24 protein-coding genes are annotated in these 24,711 nt (G+C 44.9%); 19 read left to right on the plus strand and 5 right to left on the minus strand.

The features are described from left to right. Window positions 1-74 precede the first annotated feature (74 nt). Window positions 75-761, minus strand: coding sequence for a response regulator transcription factor (locus tag IE165_RS12835; protein ID WP_189627031.1), 687 nt, complete (start codon window positions 759-761; stop codon window positions 75-77). A 21-nt stretch (window positions 762-782) separates the two neighbouring features. Further along, window positions 783-2,603: a sensor histidine kinase gene (locus IE165_RS12840; RefSeq protein WP_189627032.1), complete on the minus strand. Its 1,821-nt coding sequence runs from the start codon at window positions 2,601-2,603 to the stop codon at window positions 783-785. A gap of 125 nt (window positions 2,604-2,728) precedes the next feature. On the opposite strand from IE165_RS12840, the gene IE165_RS12845 reads away from it, so the two are divergent. Beyond that, window positions 2,729-3,100, plus strand: coding sequence for a hypothetical protein (locus IE165_RS12845; protein ID WP_189627033.1), 372 nt, complete (start codon window positions 2,729-2,731; stop codon window positions 3,098-3,100). 115 nt (window positions 3,101-3,215) lie between these two features. On the opposite strand, the gene IE165_RS12850 is transcribed toward IE165_RS12845, so the two are convergent. Then, complete coding sequence (locus IE165_RS12850; protein ID WP_189627034.1) at window positions 3,216-4,178, minus strand: isopenicillin N synthase family dioxygenase; 963 nt, start codon at window positions 4,176-4,178, stop codon at window positions 3,216-3,218. 281 nt (window positions 4,179-4,459) lie between these two features. Here IE165_RS12850 and IE165_RS12855 point away from each other — a divergent pair, with 281 nt between their 5' ends. From IE165_RS12855 to IE165_RS12890, 8 genes are all read left to right on the plus strand, one after another. Beyond that, window positions 4,460-4,906 carry a MarR family winged helix-turn-helix transcriptional regulator gene (locus IE165_RS12855; RefSeq protein ID WP_189627035.1) on the plus strand — a complete coding sequence of 149 codons (447 nt, stop codon included), beginning with the start codon at window positions 4,460-4,462 and terminating at the stop codon, window positions 4,904-4,906. 30 nt (window positions 4,907-4,936) lie between these two features. Next, complete coding sequence (locus IE165_RS12860; RefSeq protein ID WP_189627036.1) at window positions 4,937-7,363, plus strand: 3-hydroxyacyl-CoA dehydrogenase/enoyl-CoA hydratase family protein; 2,427 nt, start codon at window positions 4,937-4,939, stop codon at window positions 7,361-7,363. A 36-nt stretch (window positions 7,364-7,399) separates the two neighbouring features. After that, window positions 7,400-7,765 (plus strand): four helix bundle protein, encoded by a 366-nt coding sequence (locus IE165_RS12865; RefSeq protein WP_189627037.1) that lies wholly within the window; start codon window positions 7,400-7,402, stop codon window positions 7,763-7,765. A gap of 48 nt (window positions 7,766-7,813) precedes the next feature. After that, window positions 7,814-8,986, plus strand: a complete 1,173-nt coding sequence (locus IE165_RS12870; protein WP_189627038.1) for an acetyl-CoA C-acyltransferase — start codon at window positions 7,814-7,816, stop codon at window positions 8,984-8,986. A 53-nt stretch (window positions 8,987-9,039) separates the two neighbouring features. Beyond that, window positions 9,040-10,818 carry an acyl-CoA dehydrogenase FadE gene (locus IE165_RS12875; RefSeq protein ID WP_189627039.1) on the plus strand — a complete coding sequence of 593 codons (1,779 nt, stop codon included), beginning with the start codon at window positions 9,040-9,042 and terminating at the stop codon, window positions 10,816-10,818. A gap of 146 nt (window positions 10,819-10,964) precedes the next feature. Further along, window positions 10,965-12,218 (plus strand): YeiH family protein, encoded by a 1,254-nt coding sequence (locus tag IE165_RS12880; RefSeq protein ID WP_189627040.1) that lies wholly within the window; start codon window positions 10,965-10,967, stop codon window positions 12,216-12,218. A 110-nt stretch (window positions 12,219-12,328) separates the two neighbouring features. Next, a complete protein-coding gene (locus tag IE165_RS12885) occupies window positions 12,329-12,880 on the plus strand; it encodes an RNA polymerase sigma factor (RefSeq protein ID WP_189627041.1) in 552 nt (183 codons plus the stop codon). Then, window positions 12,870-13,511 (plus strand): hypothetical protein, encoded by a 642-nt coding sequence (locus IE165_RS12890; protein ID WP_189627042.1) that lies wholly within the window; start codon window positions 12,870-12,872, stop codon window positions 13,509-13,511. Before IE165_RS12885 ends, IE165_RS12890 begins: the two co-directional genes overlap by 11 nt. A gap of 44 nt (window positions 13,512-13,555) precedes the next feature. Here the strand turns inward: IE165_RS12890 and IE165_RS12895 are convergent, their stop codons facing one another. Then, window positions 13,556-13,930, minus strand: a complete 375-nt coding sequence (locus IE165_RS12895; protein ID WP_189627043.1) for a DUF3127 domain-containing protein — start codon at window positions 13,928-13,930, stop codon at window positions 13,556-13,558. Between the two features lie 69 nt (window positions 13,931-13,999). On the opposite strand from IE165_RS12895, the gene IE165_RS12900 reads away from it, so the two are divergent. The 8 genes from IE165_RS12900 (at window position 14,000) to IE165_RS12935 (ending at window position 21,541) form a co-directional block, all read left to right on the plus strand. Next, window positions 14,000-15,160 (plus strand): THUMP domain-containing class I SAM-dependent RNA methyltransferase, encoded by a 1,161-nt coding sequence (locus IE165_RS12900; protein ID WP_189627130.1) that lies wholly within the window; start codon window positions 14,000-14,002, stop codon window positions 15,158-15,160. A 4-nt stretch (window positions 15,161-15,164) separates the two neighbouring features. Next, a complete protein-coding gene (locus IE165_RS12905; protein WP_189627044.1) occupies window positions 15,165-15,815 on the plus strand; it encodes an HD domain-containing protein in 651 nt (216 codons plus the stop codon). 78 nt (window positions 15,816-15,893) lie between these two features. Beyond that, window positions 15,894-16,655 carry a glycerophosphodiester phosphodiesterase gene (locus IE165_RS12910; RefSeq protein WP_189627045.1) on the plus strand — a complete coding sequence of 254 codons (762 nt, stop codon included), beginning with the start codon at window positions 15,894-15,896 and terminating at the stop codon, window positions 16,653-16,655. Window positions 16,656-16,736: 81 nt separating this feature from the next. After that, on the plus strand, window positions 16,737-17,570 hold the full coding sequence (locus IE165_RS12915; protein WP_189627046.1) for an endonuclease/exonuclease/phosphatase family protein: 834 nt from the start codon (window positions 16,737-16,739) through the stop codon (window positions 17,568-17,570). 160 nt (window positions 17,571-17,730) lie between these two features. Further along, window positions 17,731-18,993 (plus strand): peptidase T, encoded by a 1,263-nt coding sequence (gene pepT / locus IE165_RS12920; RefSeq protein WP_189627047.1) that lies wholly within the window; start codon window positions 17,731-17,733, stop codon window positions 18,991-18,993. A 131-nt stretch (window positions 18,994-19,124) separates the two neighbouring features. After that, entirely contained in the window at window positions 19,125-19,688 is a 564-nt protein-coding gene (locus tag IE165_RS12925; RefSeq protein ID WP_189627048.1) for a nitroreductase family protein, read from the plus strand. A gap of 121 nt (window positions 19,689-19,809) precedes the next feature. Then, window positions 19,810-20,259 (plus strand): copper resistance protein NlpE, encoded by a 450-nt coding sequence (locus IE165_RS12930; protein WP_189627049.1) that lies wholly within the window; start codon window positions 19,810-19,812, stop codon window positions 20,257-20,259. An 82-nt stretch (window positions 20,260-20,341) separates the two neighbouring features. Beyond that, complete coding sequence (locus IE165_RS12935; RefSeq protein WP_189627050.1) at window positions 20,342-21,541, plus strand: MFS transporter; 1,200 nt, start codon at window positions 20,342-20,344, stop codon at window positions 21,539-21,541. 5 nt (window positions 21,542-21,546) lie between these two features. Here IE165_RS12935 and IE165_RS12940 read toward each other — a convergent pair whose 3' ends face one another. After that, window positions 21,547-22,548 (minus strand): acyltransferase, encoded by a 1,002-nt coding sequence (locus IE165_RS12940; RefSeq protein ID WP_189627051.1) that lies wholly within the window; start codon window positions 22,546-22,548, stop codon window positions 21,547-21,549. 213 nt (window positions 22,549-22,761) lie between these two features. On the opposite strand from IE165_RS12940, the gene IE165_RS12945 reads away from it, so the two are divergent. Both IE165_RS12945 and IE165_RS12950 read left to right on the plus strand, forming a co-directional pair. Next, window positions 22,762-23,550 (plus strand): hypothetical protein, encoded by a 789-nt coding sequence (locus tag IE165_RS12945; protein ID WP_189627052.1) that lies wholly within the window; start codon window positions 22,762-22,764, stop codon window positions 23,548-23,550. A 3-nt stretch (window positions 23,551-23,553) separates the two neighbouring features. Beyond that, a complete protein-coding gene (locus tag IE165_RS12950; RefSeq protein WP_189627053.1) occupies window positions 23,554-24,660 on the plus strand; it encodes a toxic anion resistance protein in 1,107 nt (368 codons plus the stop codon). Window positions 24,661-24,711 lie beyond the last annotated feature (51 nt).

The following is a 24,711-nucleotide window of genomic DNA, read 5'->3' on the forward strand; positions in this document are numbered from 1 at the left end:
CACGACTAGCCTTCCATGCATGGAAGGCTAGTCGTGTTTTATTGAAATACAATAAATAAGCTATTTTCTTTACATCAGCTGACGAGCAATTTATAGCCTTTTCCGTGTACATTAACGATCTCGACATTCGGGTCTTCTCGGAGATATTTGCGTAATTTACTCAAAAAAACGTCCATACTCCTGCCGGTGAAATAATTGTCGTCATGCCATATTTTGACCAGCGCTTCTTCCCGCGTCAGCACATCATTTTTATTGAGGCATAGCAAGCGTAGCAGCTCTGCTTCTTTTGTCGATAATTTTTGTTGCTGTCCCTTGTATGAAACGACTTGACTGGTGTAGTCAAAAAAATATTCGCCAATTTCGAATTTGTCAGCTATCTCCAAATCCTTGTCTTTTGACACACGTTTGAGCAGCGCATTAATACGTAGCAAAAGCTCTTCAACGCGGAAAGGTTTGGTAATATAGTCGTCTCCACCTAATTCGAATGCCTGTGTCTTATCTTCCATCATGCCTTTAGCGGTGGCGTAGATAATCGGAATGGTCTTATCCATTTTCCGAATTTCTTTGCCTAAAGAAAAGCCATCTTTCTTAGGCATCATTACATCAAAGATGCAAAGGTCATACTTTTCTTCACGAAAAGCAGCAAGGGCTTCTTCTCCATCGTGGGAGAGCGTAACATCAAATTTCCCTTTTAATTCCAAATAATCCTTAAGAAGCTCCCCCAAGTTCGGATCGTCTTCGGCTAATAATATTTTTTGCATATAGCTCGTCCATTTAAGTTTTTAGTTCAGGTTTAGTGCCTCTTTCAGTGGGAAGGTTAGCTCAAAGACTGTACCTTTGTCTTTTTCGCTTTTAACCTGGATTTTACCATTAAGTCTCTTGACAATGTCATTAACGTAGCTCAACCCTAGCCCGAAGCCCTTTACGTTGTGTATGTTGCCTGTAGGTATGCGGTAGAATTGATCGAAAATCTTTTCTTTTTGATCTTTCGTCATACCCATACCCTTATCGGCGATCGTAATGACGACGTTATTTTTTAAATTGAAGGTCTTTACCGTAATATCAGGTGCTTCGCGGCTATATTTAATCGCATTGTCCACTAAGTTAAAGAATACGTTTGATAGATGCAATTCATCGCCCAATACCAAATCCTCCGACGCATCTATATGCGTGGAAAGTACACCGCCAGCTTTCTGTAGCTGTAGCGACATGCTGTCCAAAACACCTTCCACCACTGCATTGATCTGCACGTTCACTTTCTCTATCTTCAAGCTTTCTTTCTCCAGGCGTGCGATGTTGAGCACCCGCTCAATGTGGTTTCCCAATCGTACGTTTTCGTCATATATAATGTTCGCCAATCGGTTTACGCGTCGTTCATCGGCAGAAATTTCAGGATCGCGCAGTGATTCGCTGGCAATCATAATCGTCGCAACGGGTGTTTTAAATTCATGGGTCATGTTGTTCATGAAGTCAGTTTTCATTTCTGAAATTTTCTTCTGCTTAAAGATAATACTCAAGGTATACCCAAATGCGCCGATTAGTAAGGCTAATAAGGCCGCCATGGGAAGCAACATATAACTGATATTGTCCCGTATGATGGAGGATTTGTCGGGGAAATAAATGGAAACACGACCGGGGGATCTGCCAAGATCATTCTCAAACAAGCGAGTGCTATAACTTGCTTGATGCACATATTTTTCTCCTTGCTTCTTTCTCCAAGTTTCGTAGATAAGTAGGCTTTGATCGTCGCGTACTTCGATATTGAATGGAGATCGAATGTCCCTTTTGTTAAATTCAATTTCTAGTTCTCTTTGCAGGTAGGCGAAGTTCACGCGGTCCCGAAAGGGTCTTTTAGATAGTTCTTCTGCCGCAGCAATACTGGATACCAGTTCTTTGTTCTTTCCCCCGATTACGGCCACACTATCGATGATATTCTGTGCCGTATTAAGCTGTAGTTGTTTTTCCAGCGCGTGGATTTGAAATGCGATCTTCAAGTCGGCGCGCGGCGGCAATGCCCGGACCACCCAGTTGATCGCATTGTAAGTGTTGGAAAAGGCCAGATAGCGGGTGCTATCATCCTTGGCTGGGATCATTGGAATTTTCTTTGTCGCATAAACCTCTACCAGATTGTTCTGTATATCCCGATCAATCTCGCCGGGGAGGATTCGGATCGTTACGAAATCGTTATATCTCGTCCGTTTAATATACGTTTCATAGAACGAGTTTTCAATGTAGGCAATAAGTGGAAATCGAGACCTTAGCAAATCTTCTTCGTCCTTAAACGCCTGTTCGAGTTCATACTGCTGCATGCGTAGATCTTCGATACGTTTTCTCAAAGCAAGTTGTTTGGCAAGGTTTTTTTGCTTCGCCTGCTCTTTCCTATACTTTTCGCGATCCAATCTTTGTTGGTCCTTTACAAAATCGTACACTTCCCTTTTTTCTATTTTGCTGGCCACGGTCAATAGCGAAGCGGTAACGGCCTCATCAAAGAGTTGAGATTTTTGTTTGTAAGATTCCCGCACGAAATAATACTGCATAGCCATAACACCCAGCAGCGCTACCGACATGAGCCAAATGATCAGTGTGATACTTCGTTTCTTCATTTGTTACAAAAGTAAGGATGCAATCCCGTCCATATGAGCATTTAACACAATTTAACAACGCGATTAGGCGTGATCAAACGAAAATGGGTATATTTATACAGATCAATTAGTCGGTAGATTAGGTTATGAAAACAGCATGCATTATATTACTTTTTGGTTTCTGTTATGGCATGGTTCATGGTCAGGAGGCAAAAGCCGGTCTCGCGCTCGAACAAAAAACGATGGATACCTTGTCTTTTGTTGTTCGGCAGGATTCGGTATTGAACAACCAATATGTATTTCGAGGTACATCTGCGTTCCAAAAACAAGCCGTTCCTATCCCGGTCGCAAAGCCCGACGGAAGGACACACTATGCGATGCCGATAAAAAAGCTATCCGGGAAAAATCTAGCGCCGATGCCTGGCACGAAACCGCTAGATGACAACGAAATTCGATTCTTGGATTCTACCCTCACGAAACCGGTAGATTTTAAAAGGCGGATCATCCCTGCTAAATAGCGTCAGCGGCCGTAGGACATTGATGCCGCTGAAACAGCGTTTAAAAAAACGATCCATCTTCAGGTGCAAAGTGGATCGTTTTTTATTTCAAAACAGGCTATGAGGTTGGTAGGCCTCACATTTTAAGCCCAATTTCACGAAGACGTTCATCTAAATATTGACCCGCAGTATAATCCTCGTAGGCTTTCGGGTAAGCGTGCGATATACAAGAATCTAGACTTGCCAAACTCATGCTAGACTTAGGGTGAAGGAAAAAAGGTACGGAAAAACGTGACGTTGTCATAAGGTCGCGTGGCGGATTAACAACGCGGTGTGTGGTAGACTTTAACTTGTTGTTCGTCAAACGTTGGAGCATATCGCCTACGTTTACAACAATATCCTCTCCTTTAGCTTTGATAGGAAACCAATTACCCTCTTTGGTAAGGACTTCCAGCCCATCTGCGCTTGCACCGATCAAAAGTGTTATCAGGTTGATGTCTTCATGCGCGCCAGCGCGTACAGCATCCGGTGAAATGTTTTCTGGATTTTCAATAGGAAAATAGTGTATCGCGCGCAAAATCGAGTTGCCATTGATAACAAATGGCTCAAAATAATCCTCCTCAAGCTCTAAGTAAGCGGCGATTGCTTTGAGAATATCGCGCCCGGCATGTTCCAAGCGGCTATAAACTTCGGCTGTTACCTGATTGAAGCGAGGCAGTTCTTCCACAACAATGTTATCAGGAAAATCTGCTTTGGAATATTCTTCCCCAACGATTGTTTGTCCGCGTTGCCAGAACTCCTTGAGGTCAGGTGTTTTAGCATCTTTCGCTTTTTCCTTGCCTTTGGACGTGTAGCCGCGCTGTCCGGCTAGCTCTGGATATTCATACTTTCTTTTTACCGCATCCGGAAGCGAAAAGAAAGACTTTACCACGTCATAAAGTTCGTCAATAAGTCCTTGGTTCAAGCCGTGGTTGGCGATCGTGACAAATCCGGTTTCGTTGAATGCCTTACCGATATCTTGAATAAACTGCTGGCGCTGTTCAGCAGAACCTTCCGTATACTGCAAAAGATCTAAACGAGGAATATTTACTAGTGCCATATGTGTTTTTTTATATTGTAAAGGTAGCGTAATATTCGATTTATCAAACCATTTACTGTGTATAAAGCGGATGGTTTTGGTCTCAAACAATAGCAAATCAATACATAAAAGTTTTCCACAGTGACACATTTTTTGTAAATCGTTTGTTTATTCCATATAGGCTTTTTAGGCTAACGGCCAGCTGTGAACTGCGCAGCGAAAGAAAAATAGGGAAATAGTTTGTTTTATCAATCTAATGCTGTAGATTTGTTATGCTTGCATAGTAAAATAGACATCAGATTATGAGCCAAGAAAATACGATTGATTATTTTTTGAAAGCTTGTTGGCAAACTGTAGCCAACAAGTACAACGTCATAGCATCAGGCTTCGGTTTTACACAGGCTGCGGGATATATCTTAATCAATATCCACAAGGAGGGGACGCCTGTTTCCCAGATTGCCAACTCAACGGGAGTGAAAACCACTTCGTTGTCTCGGGTACTTAACAACCTGGAGTCACTTGGTTTTATATACCGGGAAGTAAATGCGTCGGACAAGCGCTCGGTGAAAGTCTACTTGACAGAACTGGGGAGGGAAAAGCGAAAGATTGCGAAAGATGTGGTGCGGGAGTTTAACGAATACTTGGACGCGCAGCTACCTGAGAAGGAACGTCGGCAGCTGGTTAGGTCGTTACAAAAGATTAACGCCTTGGCAGCAAGCTACACACCGCATGTTGAGCTGGAAACATAATAGATTATAAACTGAAATAAATAGGATAACATGAATAGAAGTATTAAAAAAGTAGCTGTTCTGGGTTCCGGGGTGATGGGCTCACGGATAGCTTGTCACTTTGCCAATATTGGTGTAGATGTTTTGCTGTTGGATATTGTCCCACGTGAGCTGCTTCCGGCCGAGGAGGCAAAAGGATTAACATTGCAAAGCGACGTTGTCAAAAACCGTATTGTGAATACATCGCTGGAGACAGCTTTAAAAACAAACCCTTCTCCTATCTATAGCAAAAGTTATGTATCCCGTATTGCCACGGGTAATTTTGACGATAACATGAAAGATATTGGGGATTGCGACTGGGTGATCGAGGTTGTAGTCGAGCGATTAGATATCAAAAAGACTGTTTTCGATCAAGTTGAAAAACATCGTCGAGCGGGCACGTTGATTACTTCGAATACTTCGGGTATCCCGATCCACTTGATGGCAGAAGGGCGTAGCGCCGACTTCAAAGAACATTTCTGTGGAACGCATTTTTTCAATCCTCCACGCTATTTAGAGCTCTTCGAACTTATTCCCACCGCTGATACGCTGGTCGAAGTGGTTGATTTCCTAACGTATTTTGGTGACAAGATGCTGGGAAAAACGGTTGTCCTTTGTAAAGATACGCCGGCTTTTATCGGCAATCGCATTGGTGTTTACTCCATGCTAGCATTGACACACTTGGTAGAAAAGTTGGGCCTTACGGTCGAAGAAGTTGACAAGTACACAGGTCCTGCTATGGGGCACCCCAAATCAGCGACCTTTCGCACAGCGGATGTTGTTGGTCTTGATACCTTGGTCAATGTCGCGAATGGTTTGGATCAAAACGCTCCGGATGACGAAGCCAAGGGCGTTTTCCAACTGCCGGACTACATCAGCAAGATGGTAGAAAACAAGTGGCTTGGCGAAAAATCGAAGCAAGGGTTTTATAAGAAAGAGAAAGATGATCAGGGTAATTCCGTTATCCTATCGCTGGATCTCCAGTCCATGACCTACAAGCCACAGGAAAAGGTAAAGTCCAGTACCTTGGAAGCCACGAAGCCTGTGGAGGATATTCGCAAGCGCATGAAAGTTTATGAGCAAGGAACGGATAAGGCTGCAACCCTCTTTCGAGCCATGCATTATCCTTTGTTTGAGTATGTCTCGCATCGGGTTCCCGAAATAACCGACGATTTCTATAGGATCGATGATGCCATGCGCGCAGGCTTCGGTTGGGAGCTGGGGCCCTTTGAAGTGTGGGATGCTTTAGGCGTTCGGGAGACGATCGACAAAATTAAGAATGAGGAGAAGCGCTTGCCTGGACAACGTGGTGAGGTTGCTGTTTGGGTGCAGGAGATGCTGGACGCCGGTTTTGAATCTTTTTACAGTATCGTTGATGGGGTAAAGAATTTTTACGATAGTACATCTAAGCAATATAAACCTATTCCAGGCGCGGCCGATTTAATTGTACTAGATCATCTTGCAGATAGTAAAACGGTATGGAAAAATTCCGGTGTGACCATTACGGATCTCGGTGATGGGGTGATCAACTGCGCTTTTCATACGAAGATGAACACAATAGGCGGGGAGGTCATTCAAGGGATTAACAAGGCCTTGGATTTGGCGGAGCAAGAATATCGCGGTCTTGTTATCACAAATGACGGCAAAAATTTCTCGGCAGGAGCCAATATCGGTATGATTTTCATGATGGCGGTGGAGCAGGATTATGAGGAATTGGACATGGCGGTTAGCATGTTCCAAAATACCGCGATGCGCATCCGTTATTCATCGATTCCGGTTGTGGTAGCGCCGTTCCAATTGACGCTCGGGGGTGGTTGCGAGTTTTCGATGCATGCGGATTTTGTGCAACTACATGCGGAGACTTACATGGGCCTAGTAGAGTTTGGCGTCGGCGTTATCCCAGGTGGTGGTGGGTCGAAGGAATTCGCACTACGTGCGTCTGATGAATATAAGCCAGATCAGATTGTACAGAACACACTGAAGGATCGGTTTTTGACAATTGGTCAGGCCAAAGTGTCTACATCCGCTGTCGAGGCTGCCGAACTAGGGTATCTACAGCCGGGTAAGTACGCGATAACCATGAATAGAAAGCGCTTACTGGCTGATGCAAAAGCGAAGGTGTTGGAGTTAGCGAACGCCGGTTATGTACAGCCTGCTCCGAGAAAAGATATCAAGGTGCTTGGCAACCAAGGCTTAGGGATCGTATACGTTGGGGCATCATCGATGCGTGCCGGAAACTACATCTCCGATCATGATAAGAAGATATCTGAAAAATTAGGATGGGTGATGTGTGGCGGCAATTTGTCCGCACCGACCGAAGTATCGGAGCAATATTTACTGGATCTGGAACGGAAAGCATTCCTGGAGCTGTGCGGCGAGCGCAAGACACTCGAGCGGATACAGCATATGTTAACAAAAGGAAAGGCTTTGAGAAATTAATCTATGTATTGCGTATAGCGTAATGAGTATTGAGATATGCATAAGGTTCAAGATTTGAGAGTTTGGCAAAATGCGATGCAGCTCGCTGTTGAGGTTTACAAATGTACCGAACAACTTCCTCAAGAGGAGAGATTTGGACTCCTTTCGCAGGTTAGAAGAAGCGCTGTTTCCATCTGCTCAAATATTGCAGAAGGCGCGGGACGAAATTCTAACGGCGAGTTTGTTCAATTTTTGGGGATGGCAAATGGCTCGGCATATGAGCTGCAAACCCAAATTGAATTGCTAAAGCGACTGGAATATCTTGATGAGGCTACAAAATTAAAGTTAGTTGATAATATAGACGAAATACAAAAAATGCTCTTCAAGCTAATGAAGGCATTAAAAAACAAAAATGAGGTTTAGCAAATCGCAATACGCATTACCCAATACACAATACCAAAAAATAAAAAAATGGAAGCATACATTATAGCAGGATATCGGACCGCAGTGGGCAAGGCCCCGCGAGGGGTTTTTCGTTTTATGCGTGCCGACGATTTGGCCGCCGATGTGATCAAGCACATGGTTTCTACCATCCCAAAACTGGATGTCGAACAGATCGATGATGTCATTGTAGGAAACGCCATGCCCGAGGCTGAACAAGGTTTAAACGTGGGGAGGTTGATATCCCTGATGGGATTGCAAACCGACAAAGTTCCGGGCGTGACGGTGAACAGGTATTGCGCTTCTGGGCTGGAAACAATTGCCACGGCTGTTGCCAAAATAAAGTCGGGGATGGCTGATTGCATTATTGCCGGCGGCGTGGAGGTTATGTCGGGAATGCCTTTCGGCGGATGGAAGATCGTGCCAAACCCTGTGGTGGCTAGGGAGAATCCGGATTGGTATTGGGGTATGGGATTAACCGCGGAGGCTGTAGCCAAGGAATTTAATGTGTCGCGTGAAGATCAGGACGCTTTTGCGTTAAGATCACATCAAAAAGCCGTAGCCGCGCAACAGCAAGGCTATTTGCAGGCGGGGATTGTACCGATAAAGGTTCAGGAAACGTACATAAAGGATAATAAGATCGCTACGCGGGAGTATACCGTGGACAAAGATGAAGGCCCTAGATCGGATTCTTCGGCAGAGGCTTTGGCAAAGCTACGTCCTGTGTTCGCGGCCGACGGCTGTGTAACTGCGGGCAACTCCTCGCAGACGTCCGATGGCGCCGCTTTCGTATTGGTTGTATCCGAGAAGATGCTGAAAGAATTACAGGTTGAACCAATAGCACGCTTGGTAAGTTATGCGGCCGCAGGCGTTCCTCCGCGTATCATGGGGATCGGTCCGGTGGCGGCCATTCCGAAAGCTCTTGCAATGGCGAATTTGGGAAAGGAAGATATCGACCTTATTGAGCTTAACGAAGCTTTTGCTTCGCAATCGTTGGCTGTGATCCGTGAATTGGGACTCGACGAATCGAGAGTCAATATCAATGGCGGAGCAATTGCGCTGGGACATCCGCTGGGGTGCACAGGTGCAAAGTTGACGGTGCAGCTACTGAACGATCTAAAGAGAAGAAACGAGCGCTACGGTATGGTGACCATGTGTGTCGGAACAGGACAAGGGGCTGCCGGTATTTTTGAGATGTTGTAGCGTCAATATCTGTGTAAGCAACATAAGAATGAAAATCAGCTAAAAAACTAAATATGAGTAATGCAATGAAAGGGGGCGAATTTGTTATTCGCGAAACGCCGTATACAGACGTATTCATCCCTGAGGAGTTTGATGAAGAGGCGAAGATGATTCGGCAGACCTGTCTAGACTTTCTTGATAGCGAGGTGCTGAACAAACTGGAGCGCATTGATGCCCAAGAAGAAGGGCTGATGCAGTCGCTCTTGGATAAGGCTGGCGAGTTGGGTATGCTGGGCGTGTCTATCCCCGAAGAATATGGTGGATTTGGAAAAAACTTTAACACATCCATGCTCGTGGCCGATGCGGTGGGCGGCGGCTATTCTTTTGCCGTAGCGCTGTCGGCACATACGGGCATTGGCACGCTGCCCATATTGTATTATGGCAATGATGCCCAAAAGCAAAAATATATTCCAAAGCTGACCACTGGCGAGTGGAAAGCCGCCTACTGTTTGACGGAGCCTAACGCCGGGTCGGACGCCAATTCGGGACGCACATCAGCCAAATTAAATCCAGAGAAAACACACTATGTGATCAATGGGCAGAAAATGTGGATCACCAACGGTGGTTTTGCCGATGTCTTCATTGTCTTTGCTAAAATCGATGACGATAAAAATTTAAGTGCGTTTATTGTAGAAAAGGAGTTTGGTGGCATCAGCATGAATCCTGAAGAGCATAAGTTGGGTATCAAGGGCTCGTCCACGCGGCAAGTGTTTTTCAACGACTGTCCTGTGCCCGTGGAAAACTTATTGTCCGAGCGCGAGAATGGATTTAAGATTGCGGTTAATATCTTAAATATCGGCCGGATTAAGCTGGGCGCTGCGACCATCGGATCGTCCAGATCTGTCATTACACAAGCGGTACGTTACGCTAATGAGCGGGTGCAGTTTAAGTTGCCGATATCCAAGTTTGGAGCCATACGTTATAAACTAGCGGAGATGGCGACTCGTCTTTATGCGACCGAGGCCGCGGCTTATCGTGCCGGTCAAAATATTGATGATGCATATGACGCATTGGTGGCTGGGGGTATGGAGGAGTCGCAGGCGAAACTGAAGTCTGTGGAGCAGTTTGCCATTGAGTGTGCCATCATTAAGGTTTGGTGTTCGGAGATGTTGGATTATGTAGTGGACGAAGGTGTGCAGATTTATGGAGGAATGGGCTATTCTGCAGAAGCGCCCATGGAGCGTGCATACCGTGATTCACGCATCAACCGTATCTTTGAAGGAACGAATGAAGTAAATCGTTTGCTGATCGTGGACATGCTGCTAAAGCGTGCAATGAAGGGCGAAATAGACCTGATGGGGCCGGCTACAGCTATCGCTAACGAATTGCTGTCTATTCCTGAATTTGGTGGGGAGGACAGGGCGCCTTTTGCCATGGAGAAAAAAGTAATCGCTAATCTGAAGAAAGCGGGGCTACTTATTGCCGGCGCAGCTGTGCAGAAACTGATGATGTCATTGGCCAAAGAGGAGGAAATCCTTATGAATATTGCGGATATCATCGGATATGTCTACGTTGCCGAGTCTGTGCTCTTGCGGGCAGAGAAGCTTTACCATACCCAAGGGGAAGAGGCATCGGCCCTGCCGACAGATATCGCGCGAGTCTATCTCTATTCAGCCCTGGATAAAGTACATGTCGCAGGTAAAGAGGCGTTGTATTCTTTCGGGGAAGGAGATGAGCTGAAAATGATGTTGGTGGGACTGCGGCGTTTCACCAAGTCCGAGCCTTTTAATAGCAAAGATGCGCGTCAGCGCATTGCTAAAAAACTGATCGACGAGAATCGTTACGCTTTTTAATAGACATAGCATTTACCGTCATAAAACGGCCTGTTGCAGAATTGTGACAGGCTTTTTCTTTTTCTCCGAGAGCGCGAATTGTTATTCTATCATAATATGCTTACTTTCATCGCGTCGTTTTTATCGCTAATCAAACCACATAATAGATGTCATTGTCGAAAAGAACTGTAATAACAGAAGATTGGACCGTTGTTGTTCTAGGTTTAGCCATTGTCGGATTGGCTTTGTATGGCCTTGTGATTCCCAAGCCTACGTTTTCTTGGCTTGTTTTCTCAGATTTACAGGATAATGTACTCTCCGTACAGAACATCACGCATATTGGTAGCCAGTTTTTATTAGTGTATGGCGTCGCTATCGTCGCTGCGGTGCTCTTGGGGAAACCATTGAGGGCATTGCTATTGGTGTTTCCGGTTGTGTTCGTTATCACGTTGATCGCCCTAATGCTGGCTGGAAACGGAATGGTGAAGGATTTAAACTTGGAGGCGGTGATCTTCAGCCTCGCCATCGGTTTGGCCATCAGTAATCTATTTACCTTGCCGGATTGGTTCAAAGCAGCGCTCGCTACGGAACTGTATGTGAAAATAGGCTTAGTGCTATTAGGAACCACAGTTATTTTTGGCGATATACTGAAAGCAGGCTCGCTAGGCTTGATGCAGGCATTGATTGTGGTGCTCTCGGTATGGTATTTTTCCTTTTGGTTATGCAAAAAGCTTAAAATCGATCAGGAAATGTCCATGATGCTATCCAGTGCGGTGTCCATATGCGGCGTCTCTGCGGCAATAGCAACATCAGGCGCCATCAAAGGCGACTCCAAGAAACTCTCTTACGTTATTTCTTTGGTGCTGATAACAGCAATTCCGATGATGATCTTCATGCCTTATTTAGCGAGTTGGATGGGTCTTTCGCAAGAGGTTACCGGCGCGTGGCTTGGGGGCAGTATCGATACCACGGGAGCCGTTGTCGCTTCCGGATCATTGGTTGGTGAAGAGGCCCTAAAGATCAGTACCATTGTTAAATTTTCCCAAAATGTGTTGTTGGGTATCGCTGCTTTCGCAATCAGCATTTATTGGACCTATTCCAACTCGAAGAGTGCTGAACACGCCGAGAAGCCTACGTTGAAGGTAATTTGGGAGCGTTTCCCAAAATTTGTTATCGGCTTTGTATTCGCCTCGTTGCTGTTCTCTTTTGTTATTCCAACTGCACGGGTGGATGGTGTTAAGGAAAGTCTCAAAAGCATACAGGGACTATGGTTCGCATTAGCCTTTACCTCAATTGGGCTGGAGACCAACTTCAAGGATCTTTTTGTCCACAGCAACAAAAAGCCGCTTTACGCCTTTTTGATCGCCCAGTTTTTTAATGTTTTGATCACCTTGGCCATCGCAATACTGCTGTTCCGATAGTGATTTTGAAATGCCTAAACGTCGCTTCAGCTGGCGTTCAGGAGATTTTTGTTCGATTTATATATGGATTTAGTTGTTTTGGAGCATCTTATTAGTGAAGGAAAAATAGCATGAACGAAAAAGAGCTGCTGTTGCATTATAAAAAGACAGGGGATGTGCAGGCGTTGGGGAAGCTTTATTCTCCCTACATGTCCCTGCTTTATGGGCTTTGCTACAAATACCTTCAAGATCAGGAAGCTAGTCAGGATGCGATTATGCAGATTTTCGAACAGTTGATCGATAAATTGCGGCAGCATGAGGTTGATAATTTCAAAAGTTGGCTTTACGTCTTCGCGCGTAATCATTGCTTAATGGAACTGCGTAGGGGCAAGCAGCGTACCTTCGTCGATATAGAAAATCATCTATTGGAGTCAGAAAACAGGCTTAATCTGAGGCATAACGAGCCGCAGTGGACGGAGCAGGATTTTGAACGGATGGAAAGCTGTTTGGACACCTTGCAGGAGAAGCAGGCCGGTTGCATACGTTTGTTCTATCTGGAACAGCGCTGCTATAAGGATATTGCAACAGAAATGAGTTTAGATTTTAATCAGGTAAAAAGCTATATCCAAAATGGCAAGCGCAACCTGAAGATATGTATGGAAAATAAAAGAAATGGAAAATAATTATCAGCTGTCCAGAATACATAATTACATCCATGGGTTGATGAGCAAGGAAGATATGTACGCTTTGGAACGCGAGGCCCTAGACGATCCTTTTCTTCAGGAGGCTATCGATGGCTACAAATTGCAGAATGGGGTGGATGCAAAGTCGTTAAGTCTACTCCAGCAACGCTTGGAGCGTCGAGTGACGGAGCATGTACACAGAAAAAACCGATATTTCTTCGGTTGGCAACGGTTGGCTGTAGGCCTAGTGGCGGCGGTGATGTTCGTTACCGTGTGTACTCTGGTGCTGATGCGGCATTTGCCAAATCATAGTGCAAATAATGTGACCGAAGTAGAGTTGATGGATGAAGGACTCACAAAAACATCGGTACGTCCGCTTGCTGGCGCTGATGCGGTCCCTGTTGATGGATGGGACGCTTTCGCAGATTTCCTTTCGACACATTATTCCGGTCTTAATAAAGAGAGAAAGTTACAGTTGTCCTTTAAGATTGATGGCGGGGGGGCTCCGTATGCTGTACAGGTGGAACAACCAGTTTCGCCTACAATACAGGATGAAGTGATTAAGATATTGGAATCTGGTCCGAAATGGAGGGGGCGAGAAGGTCGTATAGAGATTGTATTTCCGGAGTAATAAAAAAACCTTAAAGCATGCTTTAAGGTTTTTTTATGTCTTACTTAGAACGGCAAATCGTCATCATCTGCGCCAGAAGAAGAGATGTCTACGGGAGGCATATCCGCGTAGCCGGGTGCTGGTGCCGATTGTGCTGTGTTTGCTAATTTTGTTACACGCCAAGCCACTAACGAGTTGAAGTAGGTTGTCACGCCGTCTTTATTTGTCCACGGACGACCACGTAAGTTGAAAGAAACCTCAATTTCATCACCTATGGCCAAATTATCAAATATGTTAACGCGATCTTGCGTTGATTCAAAACGAATGTATTCTACAAATTGTGGGTTTTCAGCATACGCGACAATTAAATCTCTTTTTTTAAACGACTCGGTAACTTGTTGCGTCGCGCCTATCTCGTGAACTTTTCCTCTTATTTCCATATCAAAACTATTAAACTGTAAAATTAAGCATTTTTTGCTAAGCAGAATAAGTAACTTTGCAAAAATATGATGGAAGTTTTCAACACCCCCAATAAGGTAATTATCACCTGCAACAGACGGCTGTCTCCGTATTTGGAACAAGAAGTCAAAGATTTAGGATTCACGATCGTCCGTGCTTTTAACACGGGCGTCGAGATAAAGGCCTCTATAAATGAGTGTGTTCGTTTGAATCTTAACCTACGTGTAGCGAGTCAGGTTCTTTACGAAGTCAAGGCTTTCCGAGCACACAATCCGGAAGAACTTTACCGCAATTTACTGACCATCGCCTGGGAGGAAATTATCCCATTCGACGGTTATTTCTCGGTAACCTCAACGGTGCATAACGAGACAATTACCACCCCCTTGTTCGCGAATGTGAAAGTGAAGGATGCCATTGTGGATCGCATAAAAGATAAAAAAGGGATACGTCCGAACAGCGGGCCAGAACTCAATCGTGCGGTTATACACTTGCATTGGATGGAAGAGCGAGCTGAAATTTTTATCGATACCTCTGGCGAGACTTTGGCTAAACACGGCTATCGTAAACATCCGGGTAAGGCACCCATGCTGGAAGCATTAGCGACCGCCACGATCTTGGCAACAGGATGGGATAAGAAATCGCCTTTTGTTAATCCGATGTGTGGATCGGGAACATTGGCTATTGAGGCCGCTTTGCTAGCACAACAACGTGTCCCTGGCTTGCAACGTATGAATTATGCATTTATGCACTTCATCGGTTATGACGAGGCGGTTTTCTTTGAGGAGCGCCGCCGCATCAAGGAAATCACCGAGAAAACAAACTTGCCGGAGATCATTGCCTCGGATATCGCACCAGAGGCGGTGGAGATCGCCAAATTGAATGCCCGTACAGCAGGGGTAGAGCATATCATTACGTTTGAGGTGGGCGATTTTGCAGATACGACGGTGCCGGAGGGCAATGGCGTGGTGATGTTTAATCCAGAATATGGAGAGCGCTTGGGGGTGCACAGTAAATTGGAAGAAACCTATAAGCGTGTGGGCGACTTCCTTAAGCAGCAATGCAAGGGTTATCGCGGCTATGTATTTACCGGAAATCCAGACTTGGCAAAGAAAATTGGCTTACGTGCATCACGTCGATTTGAGTTTTTTAATGGCAAATTGGATTGTAGATTACTGCAGTACGAACTATACGAGGGAACAAAAGAAAACTAAAAATATGCAAAACTCTTTTATCGAACAGACAGCTTCTTTCGTTAAAGAGCGTTTGAAAAATGCGGAATCGGGACACGACTGGTGGCATATACAACGGGTTTGGAACAATACGAAATTATTGTTGGAAACAGAAGATGCAGATCGTATGGTATGCGAGTTGACCGCCTTGTTGCACGATATTGCGGATAGCAAATTTCACCATGGGGATGAACAAATTGGACCGCGTATTGCCGGCGAATTTTTGTTGAGCATCGGTGTGGATGCTACGACGGTGGTGCACGTGCAACAGATTATATTAAATATGTCTTTTAAAGCTTCGCTGGGAGAAGTCAGCTTTCATTCCAAAGAACTGGAGATTGTGCAGGACGCCGATCGTTTGGATGCGATAGGTGCCATAGGCATCGCGCGAGCGTTTAATTACGGAGGGTTTAAGAACCGCGAAATCTATAACCCCGAAATTCCTGTCGAGCAGCACTTGACGAAAGAGGCTTACAAGAATACACAGGCGCCAACGATCAATCATTTTTACGAAAAGCTGCTTTTGTTGCGTGATAAGATGAATACCCCAACCGGGCGCGAAATTGCTGCCGAAAGACACCGATTTATGGAGTCTTTTCTGCAACAATTCTATGGGGAATGGAATGGGGAGCGCTAATTTAATATTGCCTTAACTTGAATTTGGTATATTCGTCTGGTAAATAAAACGCTATATACAGAACATAAGTAGATTACAATGAAGAAATCGCTGGTTATACTAACACTTTTTTCGGCTATGGGTCTAGTCTCTTTTGCACAAACGAAGGTCATCGCTCACCGTGGAGCATGGAAAAACACCAAGATGCCACAAAATTCCCTAGCTTCGTTGAACGAAGCAGCAAAGCTCCATGTTTGGGGAAGCGAGTTTGATGTACATGTCACCAAGGATGATATTTTGGTGGTGAACCACGACGACGATTTTTATGGGCTAGACATCGCAACTTCCACCTATGAAGAGCTGCTTGCAAAAAAGCACCCTAATGGCGAGTCGATTCCTACCGCAGAAGCCTACCTCAAAGAGGGGATGAAGCACAAGCACATGAAGCTGATATTCGAATTAAAGACGAATAAACTTGGCACGGAGCGGACATTAAAGTCGGCAGAGCTATCTGTAGCGCTGGTCAAGAAGTTGAAAGCGCAAAAATGGGTTGAATACATTGCCTTTAGTTACGATGCTTGTTTGAAGTTAAGGGAGTTGGATAAATCGGCCATGGTGCATTACTTGTCGGGGGATAAAACACCGCAAGAAATCAAGGACGCGACATTGAGCGGTATAGATTACCATCTATCGGTTTACCAAAAAAAACCAACTTGGATCAGCGAAGCAAACGGTTTGAAGTTGAAGACGAATGTGTGGACCGTAAATAAAGAGGATGATATGAAATACTTCATCGATCATAAAATTGATTACATTTCTACCGACGAACCGGAAAAATTAAATGGGTTATTAGGTAAGTAGTTACGGCTAACAACAAAGAAAACCTGCATCGATGTTCGAATAGCAGGTTTTCTTTTTATTTATTGCAAAAACATGTTTTCTATGGGACGTATTATTCTATCTTGCTTTTTTTCGATCTTGTTGCTTGTTGTCCAAGCGCAGGATATGACGGTCGCTTCGTTTAACATTCGTATGAAGACGAATGCCGATACCGGCAACCTATGGGATAATCGGAAGGCGGCATTGACCAACCTGATCAAGTTCCATGGGTTTGAGGTTTTTGGTATCCAGGAAGGGTTTTATGCGCAAGTTCAAGACATGAAGCAATTGTTGCCAGGTTTTAATTATGTAGGCGTAGGACGGGATGATGGTAAACAAGAGGGTGAGCATTCCGCTATATTTTATAATGAGAAGCGATTCAAGGTGCTAAAAGATGGTACCTTTTGGCTTTCTGCCACCGATACAGGAAAACCTAATAAAGGATGGGATGCTGTGCTGCCGCGTATTTGTACGTGGGCCATTTTTGAAGATCGAGAACATGGGAAGAGATTCATCTTTATGAATACACATTTTGACCATGTAGGTGTCGTCGCTCGCCGCGAGAGTGCGAAGCTTATTTTAGCTAAAGCAAAAGAATTTGCGCAAGATCTGCCACTGATTCTTACAGGCGACTTCAACGTGGATGAAACAAATGAAGCCTATCATACGCTAGCCAATAGTGGTATTGTGCAAGATGTATACGACCTAGCAAAAGTTGTTTATGCGCCAAATTCAACGTTTAACGGTTGGGGAAAAGCACTGAAAGCTGCAGAGCGGATTGATCATATTTTTATTACGAAGCCGTTCACGGTGTATAGATATGGCATCCTTACCGATACGTATTTGGGAAAATTTCCTTCGGATCATTTTCCGGTCATGTCCGAATTGTCTTGGTAAGACCGTCGTATGTGTTCTTGAGAAAGAAGCCGGTAATGAATGGGGCCCATCAGTACCAGGTCTGGATATATCATATCTGTCTTGTCGACAGGTAATTGCATAATAAGCTTACATAATCGTGCAGAACTTGTTATTTTTGGAGCATCAAATCAAAGAGAGTATGCGATCATTTTCTATCAATGCTATAAAGGATTTCGAAGTGGCGGCGCGCTTTATGCGTTATGTGCAGATCGATACCGAGTCAGATGCTTCCTCCAGTTCTTTCCCTTCTACTGCGAAACAGAAGGACTTGAGTCGTCTGCTTGTTGACGAACTACAGCAACTCGGCATAGCCGATGCACACCTAGACGATTACGGTTATGTGTACGCCACGATACCATCCAACTCGGACAAGGATGTGCCGACCATTTGTTTTTGTTCACATGTGGACACATCTCCCGACTGTTCTGGGGCTCATGTAAAACCATTGCTGCACGCAAATTATCAAGGCCAGGATTTGGTGTTACCCGACGATCCTGCTGTTGTGATCCGGTGCGATGAGCATCCTGACCTTAAAAATCAGCTTGGTAACGATGTGATTACCGCTAGTGGAACCACTTTGCTGGGCGCAGATGATAAAGCTGGCGTAGCGGAGATTATGGATGCAGCCCGTTTACTGATGCGCCATCCGGAAATCAAACATGGGACGATTAAGATATTGTTTACGCCGGACGAAGAAATAGGTAGGGGCGTGAACCATGTTGATCTCGACAAATTGGCCGCGGATTTCGGCTACACCATGGATGGAGAGAAAGCTGGCACAATTGAAGATGAAACCTTCTCTGCAGATGGCGTTCAGGTTACTATTCAAGGTGTTTCGGTGCATCCTGGCTTCGCTAAAGACAAGATGGTAAGTGCGCTCAAGGTGGCTGCAGAGATCATCCACGCGCTTCCGAAAGATCGACTTTCACCAGAAACAACGTCCCAAAAAGAAGGTTTCGTTCACCCCAACCAGATTCAGGGTGGTGTGGATAAAGCAGAAATCGATTTCATCGTGCGTGATCATAAAACCGCGAATTTGGAGAAGCATGAAGCGGAACTGCGAACGATCATTGACGGCGTTGTTGGCCGGTATCCGGCGGTGACCTATCAGTTCAAGGTCAGCGAGCAGTACCGAAATATGAAAGAAGTGCTGGATCAATATCCCCAGATTATGGAAATTGGGTTGGAGGCAATTGCTCGCACAGGTATTGTCGCCGAGCGGCGCAGCATTCGCGGCGGCACGGATGGTTCGCGACTCTCGTTTATGGGGCTTCCCTGTCCGAACGTCTTTGCCGGAGGTCACGCGTTTCATGGTAAAATGGAATGGGTAAGTCGACAAGATATGGAGCTTGCAGTGCGCACCATCTTGCACATCGCGACAATCTGGGAAGAACGCGCATAGGATCCTATTTCGTAGCACATTACATGGACAGCACGATTGACATCACATATGACGTCGTTGTGCCTCCAAAATGCCAAAAACATACATAGATCCGCCAACTGGTGGAAGTCAGCTAAAAATTAAGTAAACATATGGAAAACGAGGTATTAAAAGCGATACAGTACAGAAGAACCGTAACGCAAAATAATTTTACGGAACAGGATATCAGCCGAGACGAGCTAATAACCATTTTAGAAGCTGCAAACGCAGCGCCCACGCACAAACGCACACAACCTTGGCGTTTTGTAGTTTTTCAAAAAGACGGTTTGCAGCGATTGGGTACAGCGCTGCGTGCAATCTACAAAGACATTACGCCCGCGGAGAAATATAGCGAAGCAACGGAGCTGAATATGGGAAAGAAAGCTACAACGGCTAATGTGGCTATTGCAATTGTGGTGAACTATACGGGTGAGCTTCCCGAATGGGAAGAGCTTGCAGCGACCTCCTGTGCTGTGCAGAACCTTTGGCTCGCAGCACATTCGCTCGGAATCGGGGGCTATTGGGCTACTCCAGGGTTGATCAATCACCTCAGCGCTTTTCTAAAGCTGGATGAAAACCAAAAGTGTATCGGTTTATTTTACCTCGGGCATCACGAAACCGAACCGCGTGAGCCTGTGCGTAGCGCAATCGAAGAGAAAATACGTTGGGAAGAATAAGTCGAAAGCTTTTCCAATGCGGAAGATAAGGCTTTAAGAGATTCTTATCTTTTTGAAACTTTCTTTCAGACAAAATGTTCGTAAAGTACGCATTTATGTTCAATACTTTAAAAACGTTGTTATGAAAAAACTATTTGGATTGCTTGTCGTGGGCGCTTTTTTGATATCGTGTGTTGATTTGTCATCTTCTGGAGAAAGTGAAGCAGTTGATACCTCATCTGTCGAATCAGGCCCTTCTACGACCGGTGACAACTCTCAAACATCGATTGATTGGGTTGGGACTTATGAGGGCACCATTCCATGCGCCGATTGTCCGGGAATCAAGACTACCATCGTTATTAATAACGATGAAACTTTCCGGATTCGTAGTGAATATCTGGATCGTGGAGAGACAATCGAGGATAACGGAAAGATCATGTGGCATGAAAACGGCTCTGTTGTGCACTTAAAAGGGAAGGATACAGACCTGAAATTAAAGGTAGGTGAAAATCAATTGTTCCACTTGGATAAGGATGGAAAAGTGATCGAAGGCGATTTAGCCTCCAATTATATCTATAAAAAGAAAGCGTAATGTAAAATTACGATAGAAAGCCTGCACATTCGTTGCGGGCTTTTTGTTTATTAACTACCTTGGCAGTCCTAGAATTCGCCGTATGCAAACCGTAGACACAAAACCTCAACTTAATTCCACTGCGCTGTGGTTGATGGCCATTTTATCAGGCTTGGTTGTTGCCAACAATTATTACAACCAACCTTTACTGGGGCTAATAGCGAATGATTTTCAGGTCGAAGAAGGCACCGTCAGCAAGATCTCGGTCCTTACGCAGCTAGGGTATGCCTGCGGTCTTTTGTTTGTTGTCCCCCTTGGCGATAAGGTGCTTCGCAAGCGACTGATATTGATTGATCTGCTATTTGTTGTAGGCGCTTTGCTGTTGATGGCATTTGCCCAGCAATTGTGGCTGCTTTACGTAGCGAGTTTCTTCATCGGTTTTACGTCAATCATCCCACAAATTTTTGTACCTATGGCTGCCGCTTTGTCTACAGCAGATAGGAAGTCGTCTAACATTGGTCTGGTAATGTCCGGTTTGTTGCTTGGCATTCTACTGTCGCGCTTCTTGAGCGGTATTATCGGTGAGTTTTGGGGCTGGCGGTCGATGTTTGAACTGGCAGCGGGTCTCATGGTCATGACCTGGCTATTGGTTTGGTTTTATTTACCCGAGTTGAAACCGAACTTTATGGGGTCATATGTTTCCCTCATGAAATCAGTCTGGCATTTTGCCAAAACAGAACCCAAGTTGCAGCTTGCATCCTTCCGTGGCGCCATGGGCTTCGGCGCGATGTCAGCGGTTTTCACCACACTTGTTTTTCATCTGGAAGGTGCACCATTTTATGCGGGAGCATCCGTGGTCGGAAGTTTCGGGCTTATTGGCGCGGTGGGTGCATTAGCCGCGGCGTTTGTAGGACGTCTCCAGCAACGCTTTTCGGTGTATCAATTGATCTTTGGTGGAATACTCATCCTGCTAGTTAGCTGGGGATTCATTTACTTTGGGCAGCACAGTTATGCGGGTCTAATCATAGGTATTATTTTAATTGATCTCGGTTTACAAAGCTCACATATCATGAATCAAACCGACTACTTTTCTATCCCGACAGATGCGACGAGCCGTCTCAACACGGTGTATATGGTTAGCTACTTCTTGGGTGGGTCGTTAGGCACTTACCTGGCGGCTGTCGCTTGGCAGTACGCGGGTTGGGAGGGGGTCTGTCTTGTCGGGACTACATTCAGTACACTGGCATTTGCCGCCCATATTTTATTTGGGAAGAATCGTGTTAGCTCCCCGGGGACAGCATAGCTCGATTAGCCACTGATATAGTGACCATAAGGGATCTTGCGCAATAGGAATATTATCGCAAATGAGGCCAGCATAGTGAGCAATGCCGCCACCGGAATTTTGTATAGCGTTGGAAGGTCTACAAGGGGATGTACGTAATTCAATACAATAATGTGTACCAGATAGATGCCGAAACTATGTCTGTCCAATGCCTGTAACCATGCGGGAGGCGGTTTTATCAATAGATTTTTACAGAGGAGAAATACCAAACTGGCGAGAAGAGCATTGTTGAGGGCAAGGTAGCCATAAAATGCAGGAGAGAATCCGTGGACCGACTGGCTGTAAAGCCTTGTCCCGTAGGTATTGAAAAGAATCACAACGATAATGAGTATGGCAAGCGTGCCGTTGGTAACACGGAATGCTTTTTTAGCCAGCATGTATCCAAGGACGGTATAGCCGGCATAACCGTAAAAAAAAGACAGGTCTAATTTTGGCATATATGCCGCGTAGCTTTTATTCATGATGAGTAACGAAGCGGCCCATAGGGATAATAACATGTACATTTCCTTTTCGGACGCGTGGCGCACCAGGATGCGGATGAACGGTATAGCGAGGTACACCCCTATGATCATGTACAGAAACCATAGATGGGCACTCGGTCCATGCAATATTTTTTCTATGCTTATTTCTAGAACGCGGTCGGCTGGCAATACCTCCACATTGGTGTAGCGGTAGAAATAATATACCAAATAAACCGTAATCCAAAAGAGAAAGGGCCATAAAATCCGAGTCACGCGCTTCTGATAAAAGACAAAAATGTCTTCCTTTTTGTCTAATAGCAGCGCGCCAGAGATCAGGAGGAAAAGCGGAACGGAAAATCGTGACATACTGTTTAAGATATTGGCATAGCTCCAATCCAAGGAGTTGGCACTAAACGTATGCAGATACCCCGTAGAGGCATGAATAAGAATAACCAAAAATGTTGCCAGTACACGAAGGGTGACAAGATATGGAATGGATTGTTGCATAGCTAAAGTTACTTTATTTTTCGTTCGATGAGCCTGCTATTTTTTCTGCTGTATCGATTAAAAAAAACGCAATAGTGGCAACTTTGTCTTGCTATTTTTCACAGTGTGCTATTCGGAAGGCCATAATAGGGATGTATGTAGCATTGGAATGAGAATTGTTGGATCCTACAAAGTTATCACATAAGGAATTAAAAAAAATAAGTAAATTGCAGAATGGGATTCGCCACTAAGAAATCTAGACGCTGGGAGCTACAACAACTGACTTGGACCTTCATATCCATCGTGATGTTTATTCCGTTGCCGATCCATATCTTTCCCTTTGTTATGCTGACACAGGCGCGAAAAAGTAAAATAAGATCGTGGTATGTTACCGGCATGGTGCTTTTGTTGATTGAGCTGGGGCTTTTCGCATCTTTTATTTATTTTTTTGGAACGCTTTCTCAAGCTATGCTGCTCACACTAAGCGGTTCGGTGACGTCCTATATTGTCGGTAATGGTTTACTGCTAAATCGAGCAAAACCCTATTTGCAACGTTTGGAGCTCGCAGAAATCCGGCCGTTGGCATGGATTCCAACAGCTGCATCCCGAAACAAGGTTCAGCAATTGCCACAGGCGGCATTAGATACACCACAGTTGTTTATTGAGCGACTCATTCACTGGCGGAAAGAGATCGGCAACCGTACCATTCATCAAAATATAGATAAGATTATTCACCTGTTTCAGCTATTGGAAAGAAGTGATAAGATGGAAGCGGAGCGGTTTCTTGTCCGGCACGCCACAGTCGTCAATGTATTAATGAAATATGATGAGATTGAGAACTCTAGATTGAATAACAGCGTAACGATAGCATCTAAGAAGAAATTAGAAGATGTAATCGCGAAGGCGGCAATAGCGATTGAGCAAGAGGTAACCAACCAGTTTAAATCTGGAATTTTAGATGTTTCTGCGGAAACAGACGTATATATTCAAAGCTTAAAAAATAGAAACCTTTTAAACGAATAGCTGATGGCAAATCTAGACTTAACGACATACGAAGACAACCAAGAAGATAAAAGCAAATCGGTAGCCCCGAACTTTACTGCGGAAGAGAAGTCCCAGATCGAACAGTATAAAAGTAAGATCAATTTGACGTCTACCACCGATATAATTCAATATGGAGTTGGTAGTCAAACGAAGGTAAGCAACTTCTCCAATGAGATTTTGAAGCAGGTGCGGACCAAGGATATGGGCGGGGCAGAAGATATTCTGTTAAACCTTCGTTCAGACATTAAATCGTTTGACGAAAACTTGAATAAAAAGCCGCTGATTCCATTTTTCGACAACTTGAAGAAAAAGGTACAGCGTATGCGCACCGAATACCAAAGTGTGGAGAAGAACATCCATCAGATCGAACTTAAGCTGGAGGGGCATTACAAAAATTTGGCGAAGGATGTGCATATCTTCGACAAGTTGTTTGTGGAGAATCAGCATTTCTTTAAGGAGCTGTCTTTGTATATTGCGGCGGGCGAGGAAAAGTTGGAAGAGGTGCATAACGTTACCTTGCCGCAGATGAAGGCAGAGGCTGAAAGCTCTGGCGATCAACAGAAAATTCAGCAGTACAAGGACATGGAGCAACATGTCGTGCGTTTCGAGCGCAAAGTACACGATTTGAAGTTGACGCGTATGGTTGTTTTGCAAACTGCACCTCAGATCAGATTGATCCAGAACAATAGCTCGTCCCTTATGGAAAAGATCCAATCTTCTTTGGTGAACACGATACCCTTATGGAAAAACCAAATGGTCTTGACACTGGGCATCGCCCACTCCCAAAAGGCGCTGGAGGCGCAAAAGGCGGTAACCGATGCCACCAATGAGCTGCTTCGCCGAAATTCAGAGATGTTGAAAGAATCAACGGTGAATATTGCCAAAGAAACGGAGCGTGGTATTGTCGATATAGAGACTATCAAGAAAGCGAACCAAGACATTGTGTCGACGATTGAACAAGTGTTGCAGATCCAGCGTGAAGGGCGTGAAAAGCGCAAGGTTGTAGAGCAGGAATTGATCCAAGCCGAGAGTGATCTCAAAACAAACCTATTGAAATCGTCCACGGACGACAATAAACTGATTAATTAGGTCGTTGTAACCAAAGGTCGAGATCCCGCAATAAAAAAGCGTTTGTCGTGA

The organism is Sphingobacterium griseoflavum (assembly GCF_014653155.1).
In the GTDB taxonomy this organism is placed as follows: Bacteria; Bacteroidota; Bacteroidia; order Sphingobacteriales; family Sphingobacteriaceae; genus Sphingobacterium; species Sphingobacterium griseoflavum.

What these genes read in the sequence shown, in the direction of transcription:
- IE165_RS12835 (WP_189627031.1), bottom strand. Translation starts at nt 761, where the DNA reads ATGCAAAAAATATTATTAGCCGAAGACGATCCGAACTTGGGGGAGCTT.
- IE165_RS12840 (WP_189627032.1), bottom strand. Translation starts at nt 2,603, where the DNA reads ATGAAGAAACGAAGTATCACACTGATCATTTGGCTCATGTCGGTAGCG.
- IE165_RS12845 (WP_189627033.1), top strand. Translation starts at nt 2,729, where the DNA reads ATGAAAACAGCATGCATTATATTACTTTTTGGTTTCTGTTATGGCATG.
- IE165_RS12850 (WP_189627034.1), bottom strand. Translation starts at nt 4,178, where the DNA reads ATGGCACTAGTAAATATTCCTCGTTTAGATCTTTTGCAGTATACGGAA.
- IE165_RS12855 (WP_189627035.1), top strand. Translation starts at nt 4,460, where the DNA reads ATGAGCCAAGAAAATACGATTGATTATTTTTTGAAAGCTTGTTGGCAA.
- IE165_RS12860 (WP_189627036.1), top strand. Translation starts at nt 4,937, where the DNA reads ATGAATAGAAGTATTAAAAAAGTAGCTGTTCTGGGTTCCGGGGTGATG.
- IE165_RS12865 (WP_189627037.1), top strand. Translation starts at nt 7,400, where the DNA reads ATGCATAAGGTTCAAGATTTGAGAGTTTGGCAAAATGCGATGCAGCTC.
- IE165_RS12870 (WP_189627038.1), top strand. Translation starts at nt 7,814, where the DNA reads ATGGAAGCATACATTATAGCAGGATATCGGACCGCAGTGGGCAAGGCC.
- IE165_RS12875 (WP_189627039.1), top strand. Translation starts at nt 9,040, where the DNA reads ATGAGTAATGCAATGAAAGGGGGCGAATTTGTTATTCGCGAAACGCCG.
- IE165_RS12880 (WP_189627040.1), top strand. Translation starts at nt 10,965, where the DNA reads ATGTCATTGTCGAAAAGAACTGTAATAACAGAAGATTGGACCGTTGTT.
- IE165_RS12885 (WP_189627041.1), top strand. Translation starts at nt 12,329, where the DNA reads ATGAACGAAAAAGAGCTGCTGTTGCATTATAAAAAGACAGGGGATGTG.
- IE165_RS12890 (WP_189627042.1), top strand. Translation starts at nt 12,870, where the DNA reads ATGGAAAATAATTATCAGCTGTCCAGAATACATAATTACATCCATGGG.
- IE165_RS12895 (WP_189627043.1), bottom strand. Translation starts at nt 13,930, where the DNA reads ATGGAAATAAGAGGAAAAGTTCACGAGATAGGCGCGACGCAACAAGTT.
- IE165_RS12900 (WP_189627130.1), top strand. Translation starts at nt 14,000, where the DNA reads ATGGAAGTTTTCAACACCCCCAATAAGGTAATTATCACCTGCAACAGA.
- IE165_RS12905 (WP_189627044.1), top strand. Translation starts at nt 15,165, where the DNA reads ATGCAAAACTCTTTTATCGAACAGACAGCTTCTTTCGTTAAAGAGCGT.
- IE165_RS12910 (WP_189627045.1), top strand. Translation starts at nt 15,894, where the DNA reads ATGAAGAAATCGCTGGTTATACTAACACTTTTTTCGGCTATGGGTCTA.
- IE165_RS12915 (WP_189627046.1), top strand. Translation starts at nt 16,737, where the DNA reads ATGGGACGTATTATTCTATCTTGCTTTTTTTCGATCTTGTTGCTTGTT.
- pepT (WP_189627047.1), top strand. Translation starts at nt 17,731, where the DNA reads ATGCGATCATTTTCTATCAATGCTATAAAGGATTTCGAAGTGGCGGCG.
- IE165_RS12925 (WP_189627048.1), top strand. Translation starts at nt 19,125, where the DNA reads ATGGAAAACGAGGTATTAAAAGCGATACAGTACAGAAGAACCGTAACG.
- IE165_RS12930 (WP_189627049.1), top strand. Translation starts at nt 19,810, where the DNA reads ATGAAAAAACTATTTGGATTGCTTGTCGTGGGCGCTTTTTTGATATCG.
- IE165_RS12935 (WP_189627050.1), top strand. Translation starts at nt 20,342, where the DNA reads ATGCAAACCGTAGACACAAAACCTCAACTTAATTCCACTGCGCTGTGG.
- IE165_RS12940 (WP_189627051.1), bottom strand. Translation starts at nt 22,548, where the DNA reads ATGCAACAATCCATTCCATATCTTGTCACCCTTCGTGTACTGGCAACA.
- IE165_RS12945 (WP_189627052.1), top strand. Translation starts at nt 22,762, where the DNA reads ATGGGATTCGCCACTAAGAAATCTAGACGCTGGGAGCTACAACAACTG.
- IE165_RS12950 (WP_189627053.1), top strand. Translation starts at nt 23,554, where the DNA reads ATGGCAAATCTAGACTTAACGACATACGAAGACAACCAAGAAGATAAA.